Below are 17,482 nucleotides of genomic sequence, written 5' to 3' on the forward strand. Positions count from 1 at the left end.
TTTATTTCCTATAGTTTGTTTCTATATATAGCTTATTAGTTGCTGTTATTAATGCTTTAAGTGAGGATATCTCAATATCTTGATCTACAGCAATCCCTTCAACGACCGGACTATTTTCACCAGTTTTGATTATAATGGTGGTTTCAGATTTGGAGTTAATCCCAGCATCTTTTAATGACCTAGAGAAGTAATCTGAAATATTTATCTCTGGTATATGCTCCTGTATACCTTTTAATAGTGCTGAAAGAGCTGAGTTATCGCCATTATCAGTAATTCTATAGTCTATATTTCCAAAGAATTTTCCTTTAAGCTCAACATAGGTTTCACCATTAGATTTACCGTAGTCTATAGCTGATACATTAATAGGAGATTTAATCTGTTTATAAGCCTGTATTAGTTCTTCATCTGTGATACCTTTTCTACGCTCATGATAAATATCTTTTATTTGCTGAGCTATAGCTGCTTTTTCTTTATCATCACAAATATAACCATTTTCTTCGATAATTTTCTTAGCATGGTTACCACCTGATAATGGACCAAAAATAAAGCTAATTTCATTACCGACAGATTCTGGGTGGAATGGCTGATATGCTAGAGGATTTTTTAGTATCGCATTGGTGTGCCCACCAGAAGTGTGTCGTGCTGAGTTTAGACCTGTGATAGGGTGGTGAGGTTGTCTTGATAACATTCTTTTGCCAATAAAATCTGAAATAGTTTTAAAATTAGCAATATTAATATCATTATAATAATGACAATTTTTTTGTTTACCAAAAAGGTTTATAAACATCACACATTGTTCTAATGATGCGTTACCAGCTCTTTCACCAACACCATTGATACAGCCCTCTACTTGTGTTGCAGGACCATCAAATACAGCGTTCATAGAGTTCTCTAATGCTAATCCCAAATCATTATGACAATGTGCTGACCAGATTATATTTTTATCAGGGAATTCTTTTTTGATGATTTCAGCATGTTTAGTCATATTTTTGACAAAGTAGTTATCATTTTCACGCTCACAAGCTCCACCAATAGTGTCAGGACAGTTGATAACTGTAACACCAGCAGATACTGCAGCCCTAAAAACATCAGTAACATAGTCAAAAGTATCACCTAGTCTTGAATATCCTTCTGCACTAAACTCGACTTCAAAGCCTTGATCACTAGCTAGCTTAATTAACTCATAAACATTTTTGATATTCTGCTTGTTATCATTTTTGCTACCAAGACTAGCTTGAGCTAGATTTGGATCTACAGGCAAATACATATGAACTCTAGCTTTACCTATTGCTAATGATGGACGTAATGCATCCATTGTGATCTCTACTTGGTTTTTTCTTAACTGACATAGTCCAGCAATAACCATATTAGAGTTTTTCTCAGCCATTCTTTTTGAGATAGTATTTACTATTTCAAAATCTGTATTACTTGCTGAAGGGAAACCTGCTTCTAGGACATCGATATTTAGCTTATCTGCAAGATCTGCATACGCAATATTATCTTCAAAAGACATTCCAGCTCCAGGAGACTGTTGCCCATCTCTAAGAGTTGTATCAAAAATATAAATTTTCTTTTTATCCATTTCACTGGCTCCTATACATAAGTTAAAGCATCTTTATAAGCTTCGCCTTTTTTAAGTTTTTCAAAGACTTCTTTTATTTGATTGGTTATTGTGTGGTCATTACTTTTTAACTTATTATCATCTATACTTGCCACAGGAGTGATTTCAGCAGCAGTTCCACAGAAGAAAGCCTCATCTGCATTTATTAGCTTATCAACTTTAAACAAGCGTTCTGTAACTTTATAGCCCAAATCTTTAGCAATTTGGATTATAAGCTTACGAGTTATCCCATCTAGTATAGTTCCTAATGGAGTTGTTATAACTTCATTATCTTTGACAAAAAATACATTCATGGCAGCACCTTCAGCCACATTGCCATCAGCATCTAGAAGCAGAGATTCATGGTAATGCGTACCAAGAGTCTCTCTAGAAGCTAATATACTGTTGACATAGTGACCACCAATTTTCGCATCACAGACAGTAGAGCGAGGATGAATTCTTATATATTTACTAACTTTGATATCTACTTTATCAGCAGCCATATATTTACCCATATCTATGCAATAGATAGTGATATCAACAGGGTGATCTTTCGCTGGTAAAACACTAACTCCTCCTTCAGCAAAATATGCCAACGGTCTTATATAGCAAGATTTTTTACCACTAGCTCTGATAGTATCTAATACAGCTTGGCATAGTTCATCAAGGGTATATTTACACGTCATGCCTAGGACACTCATCGAGTACATAAATCTTTGCATATGCTCTTTTAGTTTTAAAACACCTACACCATTAGGAGTATCATAGGCTCTTATACCTTCAAATACAGATGACCCGTAATGCAAAGAGTGAGTATCTATACCAACTTTTGCCTTTTCATAGGAGATTATCTCGCCATTTTTCCAAATTTTATCTATCATATTGACCCTCGATATTTTGTAATTATTTAAAATATATTTTTATGCAACAATGTCTAAAATTATAGACAGAGGAGTTTTGTGCTGAGGGAGAGGAGTGCTTGAGAAGAGTTACTTTGAGATTTGATTTTTTGAGAAAACATAGCAGTGGCTGTTTTACCACTACCAACTGCTTCGACTATAGAGAAATTACTCCCTTTTTGTCTTCGTATCTGCATACATGAATCTACTTTTTTATGCATTTTCCCTTAGCTTTTGATTAAAGGATATTTTATTTAAAATACCACTATATAAAACTCAATATAGTTATTGTAGCCATATAATATTTTAGAGTAAACCTTGATTTAGCTTAACTAGTGAAATTTTTTGAAAGGGAAGAATTTAAAAGAGAGTTAATTATCTGCGATCAGCATAAATTTTTGCTTGAGCAGCTGATAATCTTGCTATAGGAACTCTAAAAGGAGAGCAAGATACATAGTCAAGATCCAAATCATGACAGAAACCAACAGAGTATGGCTCACCACCATGCTCGCCACATATACCCATTTTAGCATTTGGATTAACAGCTTTGACACCTTCTTTAGCTATTTCCATCAGTTTACCTACACCTTTAGGATCTAGTCTAGCAAATGGATCGAAGCTTAAAATACCCTTTTCAAGGTAGTCTTTAATGAATTTATTAGCATCGTCTCTGCTAAAGCCAAAAGTCATCTGAGTTAAATCATTTGTACCAAATGAGAAGAACTCACTGCCAGCTTCAGCAAGCAGGCCTGCACCAATAGCTCCACGAGGAGTTTCTAGCATTACACCAACTTTATAGTCGATATCTATTTTTTCACGTTTAAGAATTGTGTTAGCAACTTCTCTAACTATACCGCTTAGTAATTTGAACTCTCCAAGAGTACTAACTAATGGAATCATAAGCTCAGGTTTAACTTCAATTCCCATACGTTTGCTTGAAATTGCCGCATAGATGATAGCTTTAGTTTGCATCTCGATGATTTCTGGATATGTCACAGCGAGTCTACAGCCTCTATGACCCATCATAGGATTCATTTCATTTAAAGCTTCTATACGAGCTTCTAACTCACTGTAGCTAATATTAAATTCGCGGGCTAGATCATCAATCTCATCAACTTCATGAGGTAAGAATTCATGTAGAGGAGGATCTATAAATCTGATAGTTACAGCTAGATTATCCATAGCCTCAAAAAGCTCTTCAAAGTCTTGTTGCTGTACTGGAAGCAACTTATCCAAAGCCTTTTGTCTTTCTTTTTTATCTTTAGCTAAGATCATTTGTCTAACATAAGATATGCGATCCTCTTCAAAAAACATGTGTTCTGTACGGCATAGTCCGATACCTTCAGCACCATACGCTCTAGCAACAGAAGCATCTTTGAATGTATCAGCATTACATCTAACACGAAGCTTACGAACATTGTCAACAAATTTCATAAACTCTTCAAAGTCTTGAGTAACTTCAGGATCAACAGTTTTGATAATACCTCTGTATACAGTACCTTTTGTACCGTCAAGAGATAAATAATCACCCTCAGAGAAAACTTGACCTCTCTCAAAAGTAATAGTTTTTTTATCTTCATCGATTCTAGCTGCTTCTAATCCAGATACGCAACATTTACCCATTCCACGAGCTACTACAGCAGCGTGAGATGTCATACCACCACGTAGAGTTAAGATACCATTACAAGCATTCATACCTGCTATATCTTCAGGAGAAGTTTCAATTCTAACTAGGATAGTTTTTTCCTCACCACGAGCCTTAGCTGCTAGCAAAGATTCAACATCAAAATATATTCTACCACTTGCAGCACCCGGTGAAGCACCTAATGCAGAACCAAGAGGGCGCTTAGAAGCAAGAGCTTTTTCATCAAATTTAGGATGTAGTAGTTGCTCTAGCAAGTGAGGTTCAACCATCATCACAGCCTCTTCGTTTGTGATTAGGCCTTCTTTAGCCATATCAACAGCTATTTTCAAAGCTGCTTTTGCAGTTCTTTTACCATTTCTTGTTTGCAGCATGAAAAGCTTACCATCTTCGATAGTAAACTCCATATCTTGCATATCTTTGTAGACATTTTCTAAATTTTTAGCAATTTTTACAAAGTCATTAAACACTTCTGGCATTTTGTCTTTCAAAGTTGAGATATGTGCAGGAGTTCTGGTACCCGCAACTACATCTTCACCTTGAGCATTGATCAAATATTCACCAAAAAGTTCATTCTCTCCAGTGGAAGGGTTTCTTGTAAAAGCAACACCTGTACCAGAGTTATTTCCAGAGTTACCATAGACCATTTCTTGGACGTTAACAGCCGTACCCCAGTTATTCGAGATATTATTGATTTCTCTATATATGATTGCTCTTTCAGCATTCCATGATCTAAATACAGCCTCTACAGCTGCTAGAAGTTGTTCAACAGGATCTATCGGGAATTCTTTGCCAACTAGATCTTTGTAGACTTTCTTATATTCTGCAACAATATCTTTATAGTCTTGAGCACTTAGATCGCAGTCATTTTTGACATTTCTCTTTTCTTTTTTATCATCAAGTATTTTATCGAAAGGTTTTTTCTCACAGTCCATAACAACATCTGCAAACATCATTATGAATCTTCTGTAGCTGTCATAAACAAACTGCTCGTTATTTGTCTTTGCTACCATAGCTCTTGCAACTTCATCATTTAGACCAAGGTTTAGAACTGTGTCCATCATACCTGGCATAGAAACTCTAGCACCAGAACGCACGGATACAAGTAGTGGATTACTTCCTCCACCAAAAGTTTTGCCTGTTCTTTTTTCTAAATTTGCAACATTTGCAAAAATTTGTTCTTTAACCTGATCATTCAGTTTTTGACGGTCATCATAGTATTTTAGGCATGCTTCTGTAGTTACTGTAAAGCCATCTGGTACAGGCAATCCACTATTAAGCATCTCACTAAGATTAGCTCCTTTACCACCTAACAAATCACGCATAGACTTATTACCTTCGCTAAAGGCATAGACAAATTTCGACATAAAAACTCCTCTCAAGTTTTTCATAAAATTAATTTGAAACTAAGCATACTCTCAAGTATACCTAATCTTCATCATAGCACATTTGCTGAGCTAGGTTAAAGATTTTTTGTGATGTATTTAAAAAACTTTTAGAAATTCAGTAATGGACTATTAAACAGATAAAAGTTTTTGTCTATAGAACTTTAACTCAGAAATAGACTCTCTAATGTCATCTAGAGCTTGGTGTGTAGATTTTTTATAGAAGCTCTCGCCATCACCCCAATATTCATTGAGAAGCTTTAAGCTTGTAACATCAAGCATTCTATAATGGCAGTAGTCGTCTATATCAGGCATATACTTTGCTAAGAATCTTCTATCCTGCCATATTGAATTACCACATAGAGGAGAACTTTGATAAGGGACATATTGTTTTATAAAATCTAAGGTTTTTCGCTCAGCTTCTTTTAATGAAGTCTTACTATCTTTTACTCTCTGAGTTAGACCTGTTTCTCCATGAACCTTTATACACCACTCATTCATTGTATTTAGAATTTCATCTGATTGGTGGATTGCTATTGGCTCTGCTTCTGCAATGATATTTAGGTCTTTATCTGTAATAATTGTAGCTATTTCAATAATTGCGCAACTATCAACATCTAACCCCGTCATTTCAAGGTCAATCCAGATCAAGTTATCTGTAGATTGCATTTACTTAATCCTTTACTCTTGATACATAGGTCGAAGTTCTAGTGTCAACTTTTATGATTTCACCAGTTTGTACAAAAAGAGGTACTCTAACTACCGCACCAGTAGATAGTGTTGCTGGTTTGCCACCTGTGCCTGCAGTATCACCTTTAAGACCAGGATCTGTCTCAATAATTTCTAAGTTAACAAAGTTCGGAGGGATGATGGAGATGGGTTGGCCATTAAAAAGAATTACTTGATATTCATCTTGATCCTTGAGCCATTTTTTTGTTTCACCAAGAGCATCTTGGGAAACCATATATTGCTCAAAAGTTTCTGGATGCATAAAGACATAGCACTCACCATCAAAGTATGAGTAAACAGCAGATAATTCTTCAACATCTGCAGCCTCAACAGATTCGCCAGATTTAAAAGTTTTTTCAACTACTCTGTCATTTAATAGGTTTTTTAGTTTAACCCTATTAAATGCCTGACCTTTACCTGGTTTTACAAATTCATTTTCAATAATAACCATTGGGTTGCCATCAATTAAAACTTTCAGGCCACCCTTAAACTCATTAGTACTATAACTAGCCATTTTTAAATCCTTATTTAGTTTAGTAAGATTCTAATTCCAACATTCTAATTCCAACATTCTTGAGGAGTCTTATTTACAATACCCCCATCAACTTCAAGTTCTATATTTCTGCATGGAGTATCAGCTGTTTGTGAATTCTGAGCAATTGCCGTTAATACATAGCTAACTTCTGGGCACTCCGGCTCACCAGAGCAGTATGTAAGGCGATAGTAATTATTTTGAGTATTTTCATGATAAAAGCTACTTATCGTACTACCAGAAGGAAAAGACCCAAAACGGATTTCAAAATTATCAGCCGCACTAGCTGCTGAAAGCAGCTCAGAGGTTGCTTCAGTTCGGTGATTTCTCAGTATATAGTTGTTATACATTGGTATGCCAATTGATGCGAGAATTGCTATTATCGCGATTACAACCATTAACTCAACTAATGAAAATCCTTTTTTTTTATTATTTATCGGCATATCAACACTACTTTAATATATTTGAGGTTCGCCATTTGGTCTAGTTCTATAGCGACGATGTTGCCATAAGTATTGCTCTGGGTATTTACTTATAGCATCCTCTAAAAACTTATTTGTTATTTCAGCATCTTTATATGCATCTCCTGTGAACTCTAGAGGTTCTCCCATTACTATTTTATATTTTTTTAGGCACTTTTCCCTAACATAATATACAGGTAATACTACAGAGTCTGTTTTTTCAGCTAACCATGGAGTTACTGTCAAAGTTGAACATAAAGTTCCAAAAAATGGAGCAAAAATAGAGTTTTCAAGCCCAGTGCTTTCTAAACCAAAGTCTTGATCTGGGGCGTACCACATAGAGTAGCCTCTTTTTAAGCTTTTAATAACACTTATTAAGTTTTTACTATCTAGACATCTATAGATGTTTTTTTCACGGTATTTTTTGATTAGCTCTTCAAGAAGATCATTAGTGTTCTTTTGGTACATAACTGTAAGAGGAGGATGATTTTCTGCTACATAACGTCCAACTATTTCTATACAGTGAAAGTGAAAACCTAGGAATATAACATTTGTATTCGGGTTTTCATGATATCTTTTAAAAATCTCTAATGAGTTTTCTTCCCATTCAAACTCTATTTCACTGAACCTTTTTTTTGATAAAAACCAAGCGGCAGTAGTTTCAGCTCCTGATAGAACCATAGAATAATAGCTTTTATCAACAAGTTTATTTATTTCTTTCAAAGACTTTTCTGGGAATGCAATCTTTAGATTTTCTCGAGCAATTCGATTTCTGCTTTTTAAGAATGGTTTAATAACAATACCAATAGCAAGCACTATATACTTATGAGTAAAAAGAGGTAACTTGGAGCCAAAGTTCATTATACCTACAATAACCCAAATACCCCAGTTCTTCGGTTTAAGCTTGTTACTATTCATCAGTATCTTTAAATTAAAATCTTAAACCTATTTTAACATACACTTTTTTAATCATAAACATTAATAAATCTTTTCTTCTCCTGGAGGTCTTGTCTTATAGCGACGATGTTGCCATAGATACTGCTCAGGATGTTTTTTTATGATATCTTCAAGAATTTTATTTGTCAGTTTTGCATCTTCAAAATCATCACCAGTAAATGTGATTGGGTCACCTGTTATAATACTGTAGCCAGAGAAATTTGGCTTTCTGATATAGTATGCAGGGATTACTGTTGAGCCAGTCTTTTTTGCTAACCACGGTGTTACAGTTAGAGTGGTGCAAAGTTTACCAAAAAATGGAGCAAAAACTACATGCTCTTTAAAGTCTTGATCTGGTGCATACCACATTGACACTTTTCTCTTCAAACTTTTTATAACAGAAATAATATTTTTCCTTTGGAAGCATTCAGTTACATATCTCTTTCGGGATGAGGTGATTATGTGTTCCATTAGGGGATTTTTGTGATATTGATACATTACGGTAAATGGACTATAGTGTTCACCAATATATCTACCAGCTATTTCAAGACAATGGAAGTGAAAACCCAGTACTAACAATGTTTTATCTTTATCATAATGAATTTGATCAAATGTTTTTAGGTCATTGTTAAAAGGAATTTTGTTAAAGTTTTTTTTAGTCATAAACCAGGATATTAGACTTTCAAACCCTGCCATACTTGCAGATTTGTAACTCTCATTAGCCAGTTTCTTTATCTCTTGATCCGATTTGTCGGGGAATGCGATTTTAAGATTTGTTATAGCAATCTGTTGACGTTTTTTTAATAGAGGTTTTGCCAAAAAACCTATACCTAACGCAATTCGCATCAACACACTGTAAGGGAGTGCGTTTACTAAAACCTTAGCGATCCAGATTATAATCCATAAACCCCAATATTTTGGTTTAAGTAGAGATTTATCCATATTACTTTTTATGAGTAGCTTGGTAATGTCTTGTAATAATCCATTGTTGTAAGATACTGATTACGTTGTTAGTTAACCAGTATAGTACTAGACCAGATGGGAATGAAGCAAATAAGAATGTGAATATTACAGGTAAGAACATCATTATCTTAGCTTGCATAGGATCTGCAGGAGCTGGAGATAGTTTTTGTTGTAAGAACATTGATATACCCATAAGTATAGGTAACACAAAGTAAGGATCCTTCATAGATAAGTCGTGAATCCAGAAGATAAATGGAGCTTGTCTTAACTCTACGGATTCTAGCAATACCCAGTACAGTGAAATGAAAATAGGAATCTGTATAAGCATAGGCAAACAACCACTTAGAGGGTTTACCTTCTCTTCTTTATACATTTCCATCATTTTCTTACCTAGAGCCTGACGATCATCTTTATATGTTTCTTGTAAGCGTTTGATTCTAGGTTGTAACATTCTCATTTTTGCCATAGAGCGATAACTCTTAGCAGAAAGAGGATAGAATATGAGCTTAATCAGGCAGGTTACAAGGATAATAGCTAAGCCCCAGTTACCTACTAGTGAATGTATGTGATTCATCACCCAGAAAATTATTTCTGAGAAGAATGATAACATTCCGTAATCTAGAGTTTTTTCTAGGCTAGGAGCTAAATCTACTAAGTTGGCTTTAATAATTGGTCCACTATATAGTACTGAGTCTATATTTTCTGATTGACCAGGTGCGATCGAAAGTCCAGTGTAAGCACCTGCTTCAAATACATCATTGTTTAGGTTTTTATAGTAAATTTTTGAGTCATTTGATTGTGGAATCCAAGCGCTCATAAAGTAATGCTGTATGAAAGCAACCCAACCTAGACCTTGACTACTTATAACCGTTGGCTGACCGTTAGTTTTTGAAATGTCTTTGAAAGATTCTTTTCTGAAAGAGTCATTAGCTGTTGAGTAAGCGACACCAGTAAAAGTATAGCTGTGAGCATTTAATAGGCTAAAGCTATCGCCCGCTGGATTAAAGTCTCTAGCTAATGAGTCATCAATAATAACATTTACAGGCGCTGAAGTTGTATTTTTAATATTCTGAGATACAGATATATTGTATTTAGCATCATCAAAAGTATATGTTCTAGTTATTTCTAACCCATCAACATTTCCAGTAAGAGTTAGTACCTGTTTTCCATTTTCTTTTTTGATTCCCTGGCTTTCAAAATTGACATCAATAGGCTTTTTGTTGATAACAATAGTACTTTTGGCAATATATTCTGAACCTTGCTTATTTGTAAGTAGAGACATTGGGGTTTTATCATCAAGACTAATGCTATAATCTTCTAATGATGCTGAAATAATAGCACCATCAAGTAAGCTGACCTTAAGATTTTTGAATACATCTGTGTTAATAGTTACGCTTTTAGCATCATCATATTTTGAGAAACTTGTAGTTTTCGTTAATGATGCTTTTGCATCAGATGTTGACACGTTCGTTGTGGCAGGAGTATCACTATTATAGTGACTATTGTCTTGTTGAGTTTGAGTCGTTTGTGATTGACTGCTTTTTGATGGGAAAGTTTGCTCCCATCTACCCATCAATGAGATAAGCATTATAGCTATCGTGACTAATAGTAGTATTCTTATATGATTAGCTTTCATTGTTTATTATTAACCTTTTTATTTTTACAAGGAACCGGATCGTAGTAGTCTCTTTTTGCAAACGGATGACATCTTAAGAGCCTACGGGTACTTAAATATAATCCCTTTAGTATACCATGAGTTTTTAGAGCTTCTAGAGCATATTCTGAACAAGTAGGATAATATCTGCATCTAGCAGGTATAAAGGGGCTTATACAATAGCGGTATAAATTGATTAGAGCTATAAAAGGAACTAGTGTAATTCTTTTAAAAAATTTTCGAAATTTTTTATCGAGTGCCACAATTCTTCCTTAGTCGCTTGAGCAGCTGGTTTTTTACTTAAAACTATCAAGCATTTGTGTTCTAAGATATCTTTGTGTAAGCGAAAAGATTCTTTAATAAGTCTTCTACAAAGATTTCTTTTAGTAGCCTTTTTGATGCTTTTTTTTGGTAAGATTGCACAAATACCTGGCTCTTTATGAGTTCTGTGACTTAAAAGGAATGTGAAATGTAGTGTGCTGAGTTTTTTATCTACATTACCAAAGGCTTGTTTAATCTCACTTTTATCGAGTATATTTTGCTTTGTTAGGCAAAAGTTACGCTGCAAGCTTTGCTCTACCTTTAGCTCTTCTGTTTCTAATAACTTTTCTTCCGCTTAATGTTTTCATGCGAGCACGGAAGCCATGAGTTCTTTTTCTTTTTAAGTTTGAAGGTTGGAATGTTCTTTTCATTTTAATTTCCTCTTTAAAATTCTAATCTTTATTTAATACATTACAGAAATAGTTTCGGTATTCTATAGAAAAAACCTTAGTTAGTCAAATACTAATTGCTAGAGTTGGAGCATGGTATTAGATTCATCTCTGATAATTGTTTCCAAGATTTATCAGGACAGTTTTTAGGTTTTTCAGAGGGGAAGCAGTAACCTTGCCATCCTCTATAGTTTTCAACCTCTAAACATTTTTTGAACTTTTTGACGCTGAGGTATGCAGGTGTCCAAGTTGCGGAGTTTGAGCCAACTAGTTGTTCTTGTTGCTTAGGTTGGTCTATGGCTGGTATGTTACCCTCTTTAGCTTCCTTACTTAAAGGAGATGGTGTAGCATTCATTGCCATAGGTGTTGCATGATCATTGGGTTTGACTGAGTTAGCCTCCGTTAAGGCAGGATTAACGTTAACATTAGAGCCACTACTAGCTAAGCTATTGTCTATTGTGGTATTTGCAGAAAAACCAATAGAAACATACAGCGCAGCCACAAAGAAAGTACATATTTTTTTCATTTTCTTATAACAAGTATGTCAATTTATATAACTCATATAATATTTATTTTCTTTCCAGTATTCAAGTTAATGATTCTTGCTATGATATAATTCATACAAAATTTACAAGGTTTTTTTAATTTTATGCAAGATTTGTATCATGTAATTGGTTATCCGGTTAAACATAGTTTATCTCCCAAAATTCAGATGGAATTAGCTGAGCAATATCATCAAGATATACTTTTTACAGCTGTTGAAATTAAGCCAGAGAATCTAGAAACAAAGATTAAAGAGTTCCGTGATAATTCTCAAATTAAAGGGTTAAGTGTAACTGTACCACATAAGGAAAAAGTATACGATTTGGCAGATGATGCAGATGATACTGCTAAGGCTGTTAAAGCTGCTAGTAATGTTGTTTTTACCGAAGATCGTAAAATGATAGCTCTAAACTATGATGGTTTGGGCATAGTTAATGATATTAAGAATAACTACAAAATAGGTTTTGTAGGTAAAAAGGTTCTTGTTGTGGGTGCCGGAGGAGCTGCCAAAGCAGTTATTGCAGCAGTTATCAAAGAGTTCCCATTATCTGTGAGTATTACTAATAGAACCAAAGTAAAGGCAGATGCAGTAAAAGGTCTATTCGGGTTAGATGATAAAATAGATGTGATTGATTTTGATGATATCAAAGAATCATTTGATATCGTGATTAATTCAACATCATCAAGTATTTATGGTGAATTGCTTCCTTTACAGAAAACAAATTTTAATAGAAACGCATTTGCTTATGATTTGATGTATAGTTCAGATGGTGGGACTATTTTTACAAAATGGTGCGAAGATAACGGTATTAAGGCTGCAGATGGTAAAGGAATGTTAAAAGAGCTTAGTCTTGCAGTATTTAAGTATTGGCGAGGATTATGACTAATGTAGTCATTGTGCTAAAATATTTCTATGTGGTATCTACTAGCATAACTGCTTCTGAAGGTTAAGTTGAAAAAAAAGATATTATTCCTTGGAGTCGGTGGTATTGGAGTTTCAGCGCTGGCTATTGCAGCCAAAAGGTTAGGTGCAGATGTTGCTGGTTATGATAGTGTACCGAATAAGCTAACTGCTAAGCTAGAATCTTCAGGTATTTCAATATTTTCAAGTCCCACTAGTATTGATGTTTCAGTCTATGATACTGTAGTATACTCAAGTGCAATTCTTGATAGCCATCCATTGTTGTCAAAGGCACGTGCTTTAGGTGTACAGTGTTTACAAAGAGCTATGTTTCTGGCGTTGTTAATGAAAGATTTTAGATATAGCATAGCAGTCACCGGAACTCACGGTAAGACTACAACATCAAGTATTTTAGCTACATTGCTATGTAAGCTTGATACAACTAGTAGTTTTGTTGTTGGTGGTGTAGTTAAATATGCTGACTCTAATATTCAGGTTAATGGTACCGACAGATTAGTCATAGAAGCAGATGAAAGTGATGCTTCATTTTTATATCTAAACCCAAATGTCGCAATAGTTACGAATATTGATCTTGATCATATGTCGACATATAAAAATAGCTATGACAATTTACTTGAGAACTTTGCAAATTTTTTGATGAAAGAAAGTATCGAAAATATATATTTGTGTGTTGATGATTATGGTTGCAATGATTTGCTAGAGAGGTATCGTTCACAAGTAATAGGAAATATTGTATCTTATGGGTTTGCTACAAACGCAAGTGCTCAAATATATGACTACAGGGTAAATGGAAGCTTAACCTCGTTCTCTATTGAATATAAGTCTAGCAAATATGATTTTAAATTAGAGTTGCCTGGCAAATATAATGTTCAAAATGCTGCAGCATGTGTAATAACATGTCTAGACCTGGGGTTTAGGTATGAGGATATTTATAAAGCATTAATTACTGTGAAAGGTGTTGTGAGAAGGTTTGATATATATGCTAAGCGAATATTGGGTCATGAGATTCCTGTTGTTGATGATTATGGACACCATCCTGTAGAAGTTGTAAGTAGCATTGGAGCTGTGAGAGATAGGTATCCGGATAAAAAAATAATACATGTCTTTCAGCCACATAGATACACGCGCAATAGGGATTTGTTAACGGACTGGTCAAAAGCCTTATCTTTAGCCGATCAGCTAATAATACTTCCAACATATTCAGCGGGAGAGCAGGTTATACAGGGAGCTGAGAGCCAAGATCTTATCAGAAATATCCCAAAAGCGCTTATGGCTGATAGTTTTGATCATGTGCTTTCTCTCTTAGAGAAGCTTGTGGATGATAATACGGTTGTGTTAATTCAAGGAGCGGGAGATATTACAAATTTGGTGGGTATGATAGGTGAATAGTATAGAAAAAGGAGCTCTTTATGTTGTATCAACGCCTATTGGTAATTTACAAGATATAACTTACAGAGCTATGAACATTCTGAGTGATGTTGATGTGATTCTAGCAGAAGATACACGAATGACAGCTAAACTATTGGCGAGCCTTAATATTCGTGGTAATCAGAAGTTAATTTCTTGCCATGATTTTAATGAAGGGTCACGAGTTGATTATGTCAAAGAGCTTTTGAGTGAAGATAATAGAGTAGCTCTGGTTAGTGATGCAGGTACACCATTAATTTCAGATCCTGGTTATAAAATAGTTGCGAGCTTACGCAAGGACGGTTATAAAGTAATTCCAATACCAGGTGTTAGTGCTGTTATTACAGCACTATCTGCTGCAGGCATACCGTCTGATAGTTTTATGTTTAAAGGATTTTTGTCAGCAAAACAAGCTAAAAGGCAACAGCAAATCCGTGACTTCCAACAAGCAAATACAACAGTAGTAATATATGAGTCTGTACATAGAATTACATATCTTTTGAATGATTTGTTAGAGATAATGCCTCATAATAATATCGTTGTTGCTAAGGAACTTACCAAGCAGTTTGAAAAATTTGTTGCTGGTTCAGTAGAAGAAGTGCATAAGTTTTTTAAGGATAATCAAGATGTCGTAAGAGGTGAGTTTGTCGTTATTATTGATTGTAATAATGGCGAGGTTGACGAGCAAAGCAATTTAAAAGTTGATATTGATGACCTACTAAAAGATCTGCTTGAAGATATTCCCGTCAAAAAAGCAGTGAAGCTGGTAGTTAAACTAACTGGTGCAAAAAAGAATGATATATACGAAAGGGCATTAGTCATAAAAAAAGAAGTAACTGGTTAGTTTATTTACTAGTTTTGAAGTTCTGTATTTGTACTCTTAGCATGTTGATTCTGAATATTCTTCGGAAGCTGGCTTTCAAAGCCTTTTAAAAAAGAGTCTTTATCTTGCTGGTTTTCTAGATTAGTGCTATAGAATGCGCCCATGATATAACTAAACTCAGCTACTTGCTGTTTTGAAAGAGTATATTTTTTGTTATTTAAACCTGCCTTCATGCCACTAATAAATGATTTTTCATCTAGAGTTGATGGATTATGATTTTTAGGTATTTTAAACAAATTAAAACCTAAGCTATAGCTAAACTGATCTTTGCTGATATCTTTAGGAAGAGCTTGAGTATTGCTTTTTAGTATTTCTCTGAGTTTTGTGTTTTCTATAAGCTTAAATTTTGGTTTAGCGCTATTATAATGATCAGATATTCCAGCTATAACCGCTTGTGGATTGTATAGATCATTTTTCGGTTTGGGAGTAAACAGGAAGCCTTTTTTAAGGCTACTTTCACCAGTTCTATACCCCATCGAGAAACTAACTTTTTCTGTATCATAATCTTTTAAGGAAATACTATCTTGATTATTTATTCTATCTCTTAGACCTTTATAGAAGTCTTCTAAAGAGTATTTTTCATCCGTACCACAGATGTTTTTATCTTTGAGTTCTTTTGCAAGACTGACAGCGTTATTGAAATAGTTTTGAGAGCTTGTATTTTCTATTTGTGAGCTGATACCTAAGGAGACGCTTAGTATACAAATTAGATATATATATAAATTTTTAAGAATTTTGGTTAGCATAAATTCAAAAACACATTTGTGCTAATAGATTGTTTTGTTGCTATACTATAAATATAAAACTATAAAAATAAAATATTATGCTACAGCGCGTGTTTTATACTTTAGGTCAGATGTTTAAATGGCGAAAAGCTCTTAGGCTATCAGATACTAATCATTTGGAGACTATAATAAATTTAACTCCAGAGATGCTAGTTAAGAATCGAGTAAAATATCTTGCTTTAGATTTTGATGGGGTTTTAGCAAGTCACGGTAAGCCTGAAATGCATCCTGAAGTTATGGGTTGGCTTACGAAATTTGTTACTAAATTTTCAGAAGATAGAGTTTTTATTCTTTCTAATAAGCCTACTCAAGAACGACTAAAATATTTTAACAAACATTTTCCTCAGATAAGATTTATATCTGGTGTTGCAAAAAAACCTTATCCAGATGGTCTTAATAAAATACTAGAATTGGTTGGTTGCCAGCCTGGCGAGTTAGCGCTTGTTGATGATAGGTTGTTAACAGGATGTCTTGCTTGCTTGATAGCAGGTTGTTATCCGATACTGATAACTAGTCCCTATGTTGATAGAGATAATTACACAAAAGAAGAGAGATTCTTTGGTTTTCTTCGCTATTGCGAGCAAAAAATATTTCCGCCTAAAGCGTAATTACTAGTATTTTGTTTGATTATTACTTAATATTATATTAGTAGCTTTAAATTAAAATTTACTTATGACAAAAAGAATTTTCTGGTTGGCTTCAATGCTCTTTTGGAGTATTGGCTTTTCTAATCCTACATTTACTCAAACTTTTTTTGATGACCATGATTACTCGACTGAAGGAAACTTTGCGGTCAAGAATCAGGGCTATCGAAATGATGCGAAAATAAAAATATATAATCATGATTTTAGTAAGGATGATTCAGAAAATTATAATTGTTCTTTTACCAGCTCTGGAGAAGTAAGATGCGGAGATTATCAGATTAAAACCCCTAAATTTAAAGACAAAGATGTGGCTAAAAAGATATCTCGACATTATAAAAAACTTCAGGATGTCAAAGGTGTGAGTAAGGGTGATGACTTTAACTGTGCTCTTGATGATAATAACGATGTCTATTGCTGGGGTGATAATAAGAGAGGACAGCTAGGAAGTGATACTGGTGCGAAAAAAGTCAAAAAGCCTTTAAGAGTAGACATAGATAATAGTATTAACTTCAAGAAGGTGTATACAAAAGCTCACTATGCGTGCGCTTTAGATGAAGAGGGTCATGCATATTGTTGGGGTGATGGAAGTAATGGTGAGGTTGGTAATGGTAAAAAAGATCTTTTTGATAAACCACAGAAAGTCCAGACAGATATCGAATTTAGCAGATTAAGCATGGCGACTACTTATACCTGTGGTATTGAAAAAGATACAAATGATCTATATTGTTGGGGTAAAAGTCAAAATGGTCAAAAAAATCTCGATTCAACTGTACCTGTAAAAATGTAG

General features: G+C 34.4%; 19 protein-coding genes. 5 read left to right on the plus strand and 14 right to left on the minus strand.

Annotated features, from left to right (window positions below; genetic code table 11):
- Position 1: 1 nt before the first annotated feature.
- The 13 genes from F3D57_RS04525 to F3D57_RS04585 all read right to left on the minus strand — a co-directional run bounded on the left by F3D57_RS04525 (position 2) and on the right by F3D57_RS04585 (position 12,037).
- The gene (locus tag F3D57_RS04525; protein ID WP_150465350.1) at positions 2 to 1,582 is read right to left on the minus strand and encodes an alpha-isopropylmalate synthase regulatory domain-containing protein; all 1,581 of its coding nucleotides are present in this window, start codon (positions 1,580 to 1,582) and stop codon (positions 2 to 4) included.
- An 11-nt stretch (positions 1,583 to 1,593) separates the two neighbouring features.
- Complete coding sequence (locus F3D57_RS04530; RefSeq protein ID WP_150465351.1) at positions 1,594 to 2,481, minus strand: branched-chain amino acid transaminase; 888 nt, start codon at positions 2,479 to 2,481, stop codon at positions 1,594 to 1,596.
- Positions 2,482 to 2,874: 393 nt separating this feature from the next.
- Positions 2,875 to 5,508 carry a pyruvate, phosphate dikinase gene (gene ppdK, locus F3D57_RS04535; protein WP_150465352.1) on the minus strand — a complete coding sequence of 878 codons (2,634 nt, stop codon included), beginning with the start codon at positions 5,506 to 5,508 and terminating at the stop codon, positions 2,875 to 2,877.
- Positions 5,509 to 5,658: 150 nt separating this feature from the next.
- Positions 5,659 to 6,195 (minus strand): oligoribonuclease, encoded by a 537-nt coding sequence (gene orn, locus F3D57_RS04540; RefSeq protein WP_150465353.1) that lies wholly within the window; start codon positions 6,193 to 6,195, stop codon positions 5,659 to 5,661.
- Positions 6,196 to 6,199: 4 nt separating this feature from the next.
- Positions 6,200 to 6,769 carry an elongation factor P gene (gene efp, locus F3D57_RS04545; RefSeq protein WP_013921845.1) on the minus strand — a complete coding sequence of 190 codons (570 nt, stop codon included), beginning with the start codon at positions 6,767 to 6,769 and terminating at the stop codon, positions 6,200 to 6,202.
- Between the two features lie 44 nt (positions 6,770 to 6,813).
- Positions 6,814 to 7,230 carry a type IV pilin protein gene (locus tag F3D57_RS04550; RefSeq protein WP_013921846.1) on the minus strand — a complete coding sequence of 139 codons (417 nt, stop codon included), beginning with the start codon at positions 7,228 to 7,230 and terminating at the stop codon, positions 6,814 to 6,816.
- Between the two features lie 12 nt (positions 7,231 to 7,242).
- Complete coding sequence (locus F3D57_RS04555; protein WP_150465354.1) at positions 7,243 to 8,166, minus strand: lysophospholipid acyltransferase family protein; 924 nt, start codon at positions 8,164 to 8,166, stop codon at positions 7,243 to 7,245.
- Between the two features lie 60 nt (positions 8,167 to 8,226).
- Entirely contained in the window at positions 8,227 to 9,126 is a 900-nt protein-coding gene (locus F3D57_RS04560) for a lysophospholipid acyltransferase family protein (protein ID WP_150465355.1), read from the minus strand.
- A 1-nt stretch (position 9,127) separates the two neighbouring features.
- Positions 9,128 to 10,783: a membrane protein insertase YidC gene (gene yidC, locus F3D57_RS04565; RefSeq protein WP_150465356.1), complete on the minus strand. Its 1,656-nt coding sequence runs from the start codon at positions 10,781 to 10,783 to the stop codon at positions 9,128 to 9,130.
- Entirely contained in the window at positions 10,780 to 11,064 is a 285-nt protein-coding gene (gene yidD / locus F3D57_RS04570) for a membrane protein insertion efficiency factor YidD (protein WP_013921850.1), read from the minus strand. The genes yidC and yidD overlap by 4 nt, the downstream gene beginning before the upstream one ends.
- A complete protein-coding gene (gene rnpA / locus F3D57_RS04575; RefSeq protein WP_146421596.1) occupies positions 11,016 to 11,369 on the minus strand; it encodes a ribonuclease P protein component in 354 nt (117 codons plus the stop codon). Before rnpA ends, yidD begins: the two co-directional genes overlap by 49 nt.
- Positions 11,359 to 11,493 (minus strand): 50S ribosomal protein L34, encoded by a 135-nt coding sequence (rpmH, locus tag F3D57_RS04580; protein WP_003014180.1) that lies wholly within the window; start codon positions 11,491 to 11,493, stop codon positions 11,359 to 11,361. Before rpmH ends, rnpA begins: the two co-directional genes overlap by 11 nt.
- A 91-nt stretch (positions 11,494 to 11,584) precedes the next feature.
- On the minus strand, positions 11,585 to 12,037 hold the full coding sequence (locus F3D57_RS04585) for a hypothetical protein (protein ID WP_150465357.1): 453 nt from the start codon (positions 12,035 to 12,037) through the stop codon (positions 11,585 to 11,587).
- 123 nt (positions 12,038 to 12,160) lie between these two features.
- On the opposite strand from F3D57_RS04585, the gene F3D57_RS04590 reads away from it, so the two are divergent.
- The 3 genes from F3D57_RS04590 (at position 12,161) to rsmI (ending at position 15,227) form a co-directional block, all read left to right on the plus strand.
- On the plus strand, positions 12,161 to 12,937 hold the full coding sequence (locus F3D57_RS04590; protein ID WP_150465358.1) for a shikimate dehydrogenase family protein: 777 nt from the start codon (positions 12,161 to 12,163) through the stop codon (positions 12,935 to 12,937).
- A gap of 69 nt (positions 12,938 to 13,006) precedes the next feature.
- Positions 13,007 to 14,365, plus strand: a complete 1,359-nt coding sequence (murC, locus tag F3D57_RS04595) for a UDP-N-acetylmuramate--L-alanine ligase (protein WP_150465359.1) — start codon at positions 13,007 to 13,009, stop codon at positions 14,363 to 14,365.
- The gene (rsmI, locus tag F3D57_RS04600) at positions 14,358 to 15,227 is read left to right on the plus strand and encodes a 16S rRNA (cytidine(1402)-2'-O)-methyltransferase (protein ID WP_150465360.1); all 870 of its coding nucleotides are present in this window, start codon (positions 14,358 to 14,360) and stop codon (positions 15,225 to 15,227) included. Before murC ends, rsmI begins: the two co-directional genes overlap by 8 nt.
- Positions 15,228 to 15,235: 8 nt before the next feature.
- On the opposite strand, the gene F3D57_RS04605 is transcribed toward rsmI, so the two are convergent.
- Entirely contained in the window at positions 15,236 to 16,012 is a 777-nt protein-coding gene (locus tag F3D57_RS04605; protein WP_150465361.1) for a hypothetical protein, read from the minus strand.
- Between the two features lie 77 nt (positions 16,013 to 16,089).
- Here F3D57_RS04605 and F3D57_RS04610 point away from each other — a divergent pair, with 77 nt between their 5' ends.
- Together F3D57_RS04610 and F3D57_RS04615 are read left to right on the plus strand one after the other, a co-directional pair.
- A complete protein-coding gene (locus F3D57_RS04610; RefSeq protein WP_150465362.1) occupies positions 16,090 to 16,659 on the plus strand; it encodes a YqeG family HAD IIIA-type phosphatase in 570 nt (189 codons plus the stop codon).
- Between the two features lie 64 nt (positions 16,660 to 16,723).
- On the plus strand, positions 16,724 to 17,482 hold the full coding sequence (locus tag F3D57_RS04615; RefSeq protein ID WP_150465363.1) for an RCC1 domain-containing protein: 759 nt from the start codon (positions 16,724 to 16,726) through the stop codon (positions 17,480 to 17,482).

Origin of the sequence: Francisella sp. SYW-2 (assembly GCF_008711475.1) — a bacterium.
GTDB lineage: Bacteria > Pseudomonadota > Gammaproteobacteria > Francisellales > Francisellaceae > Francisella > Francisella salimarina.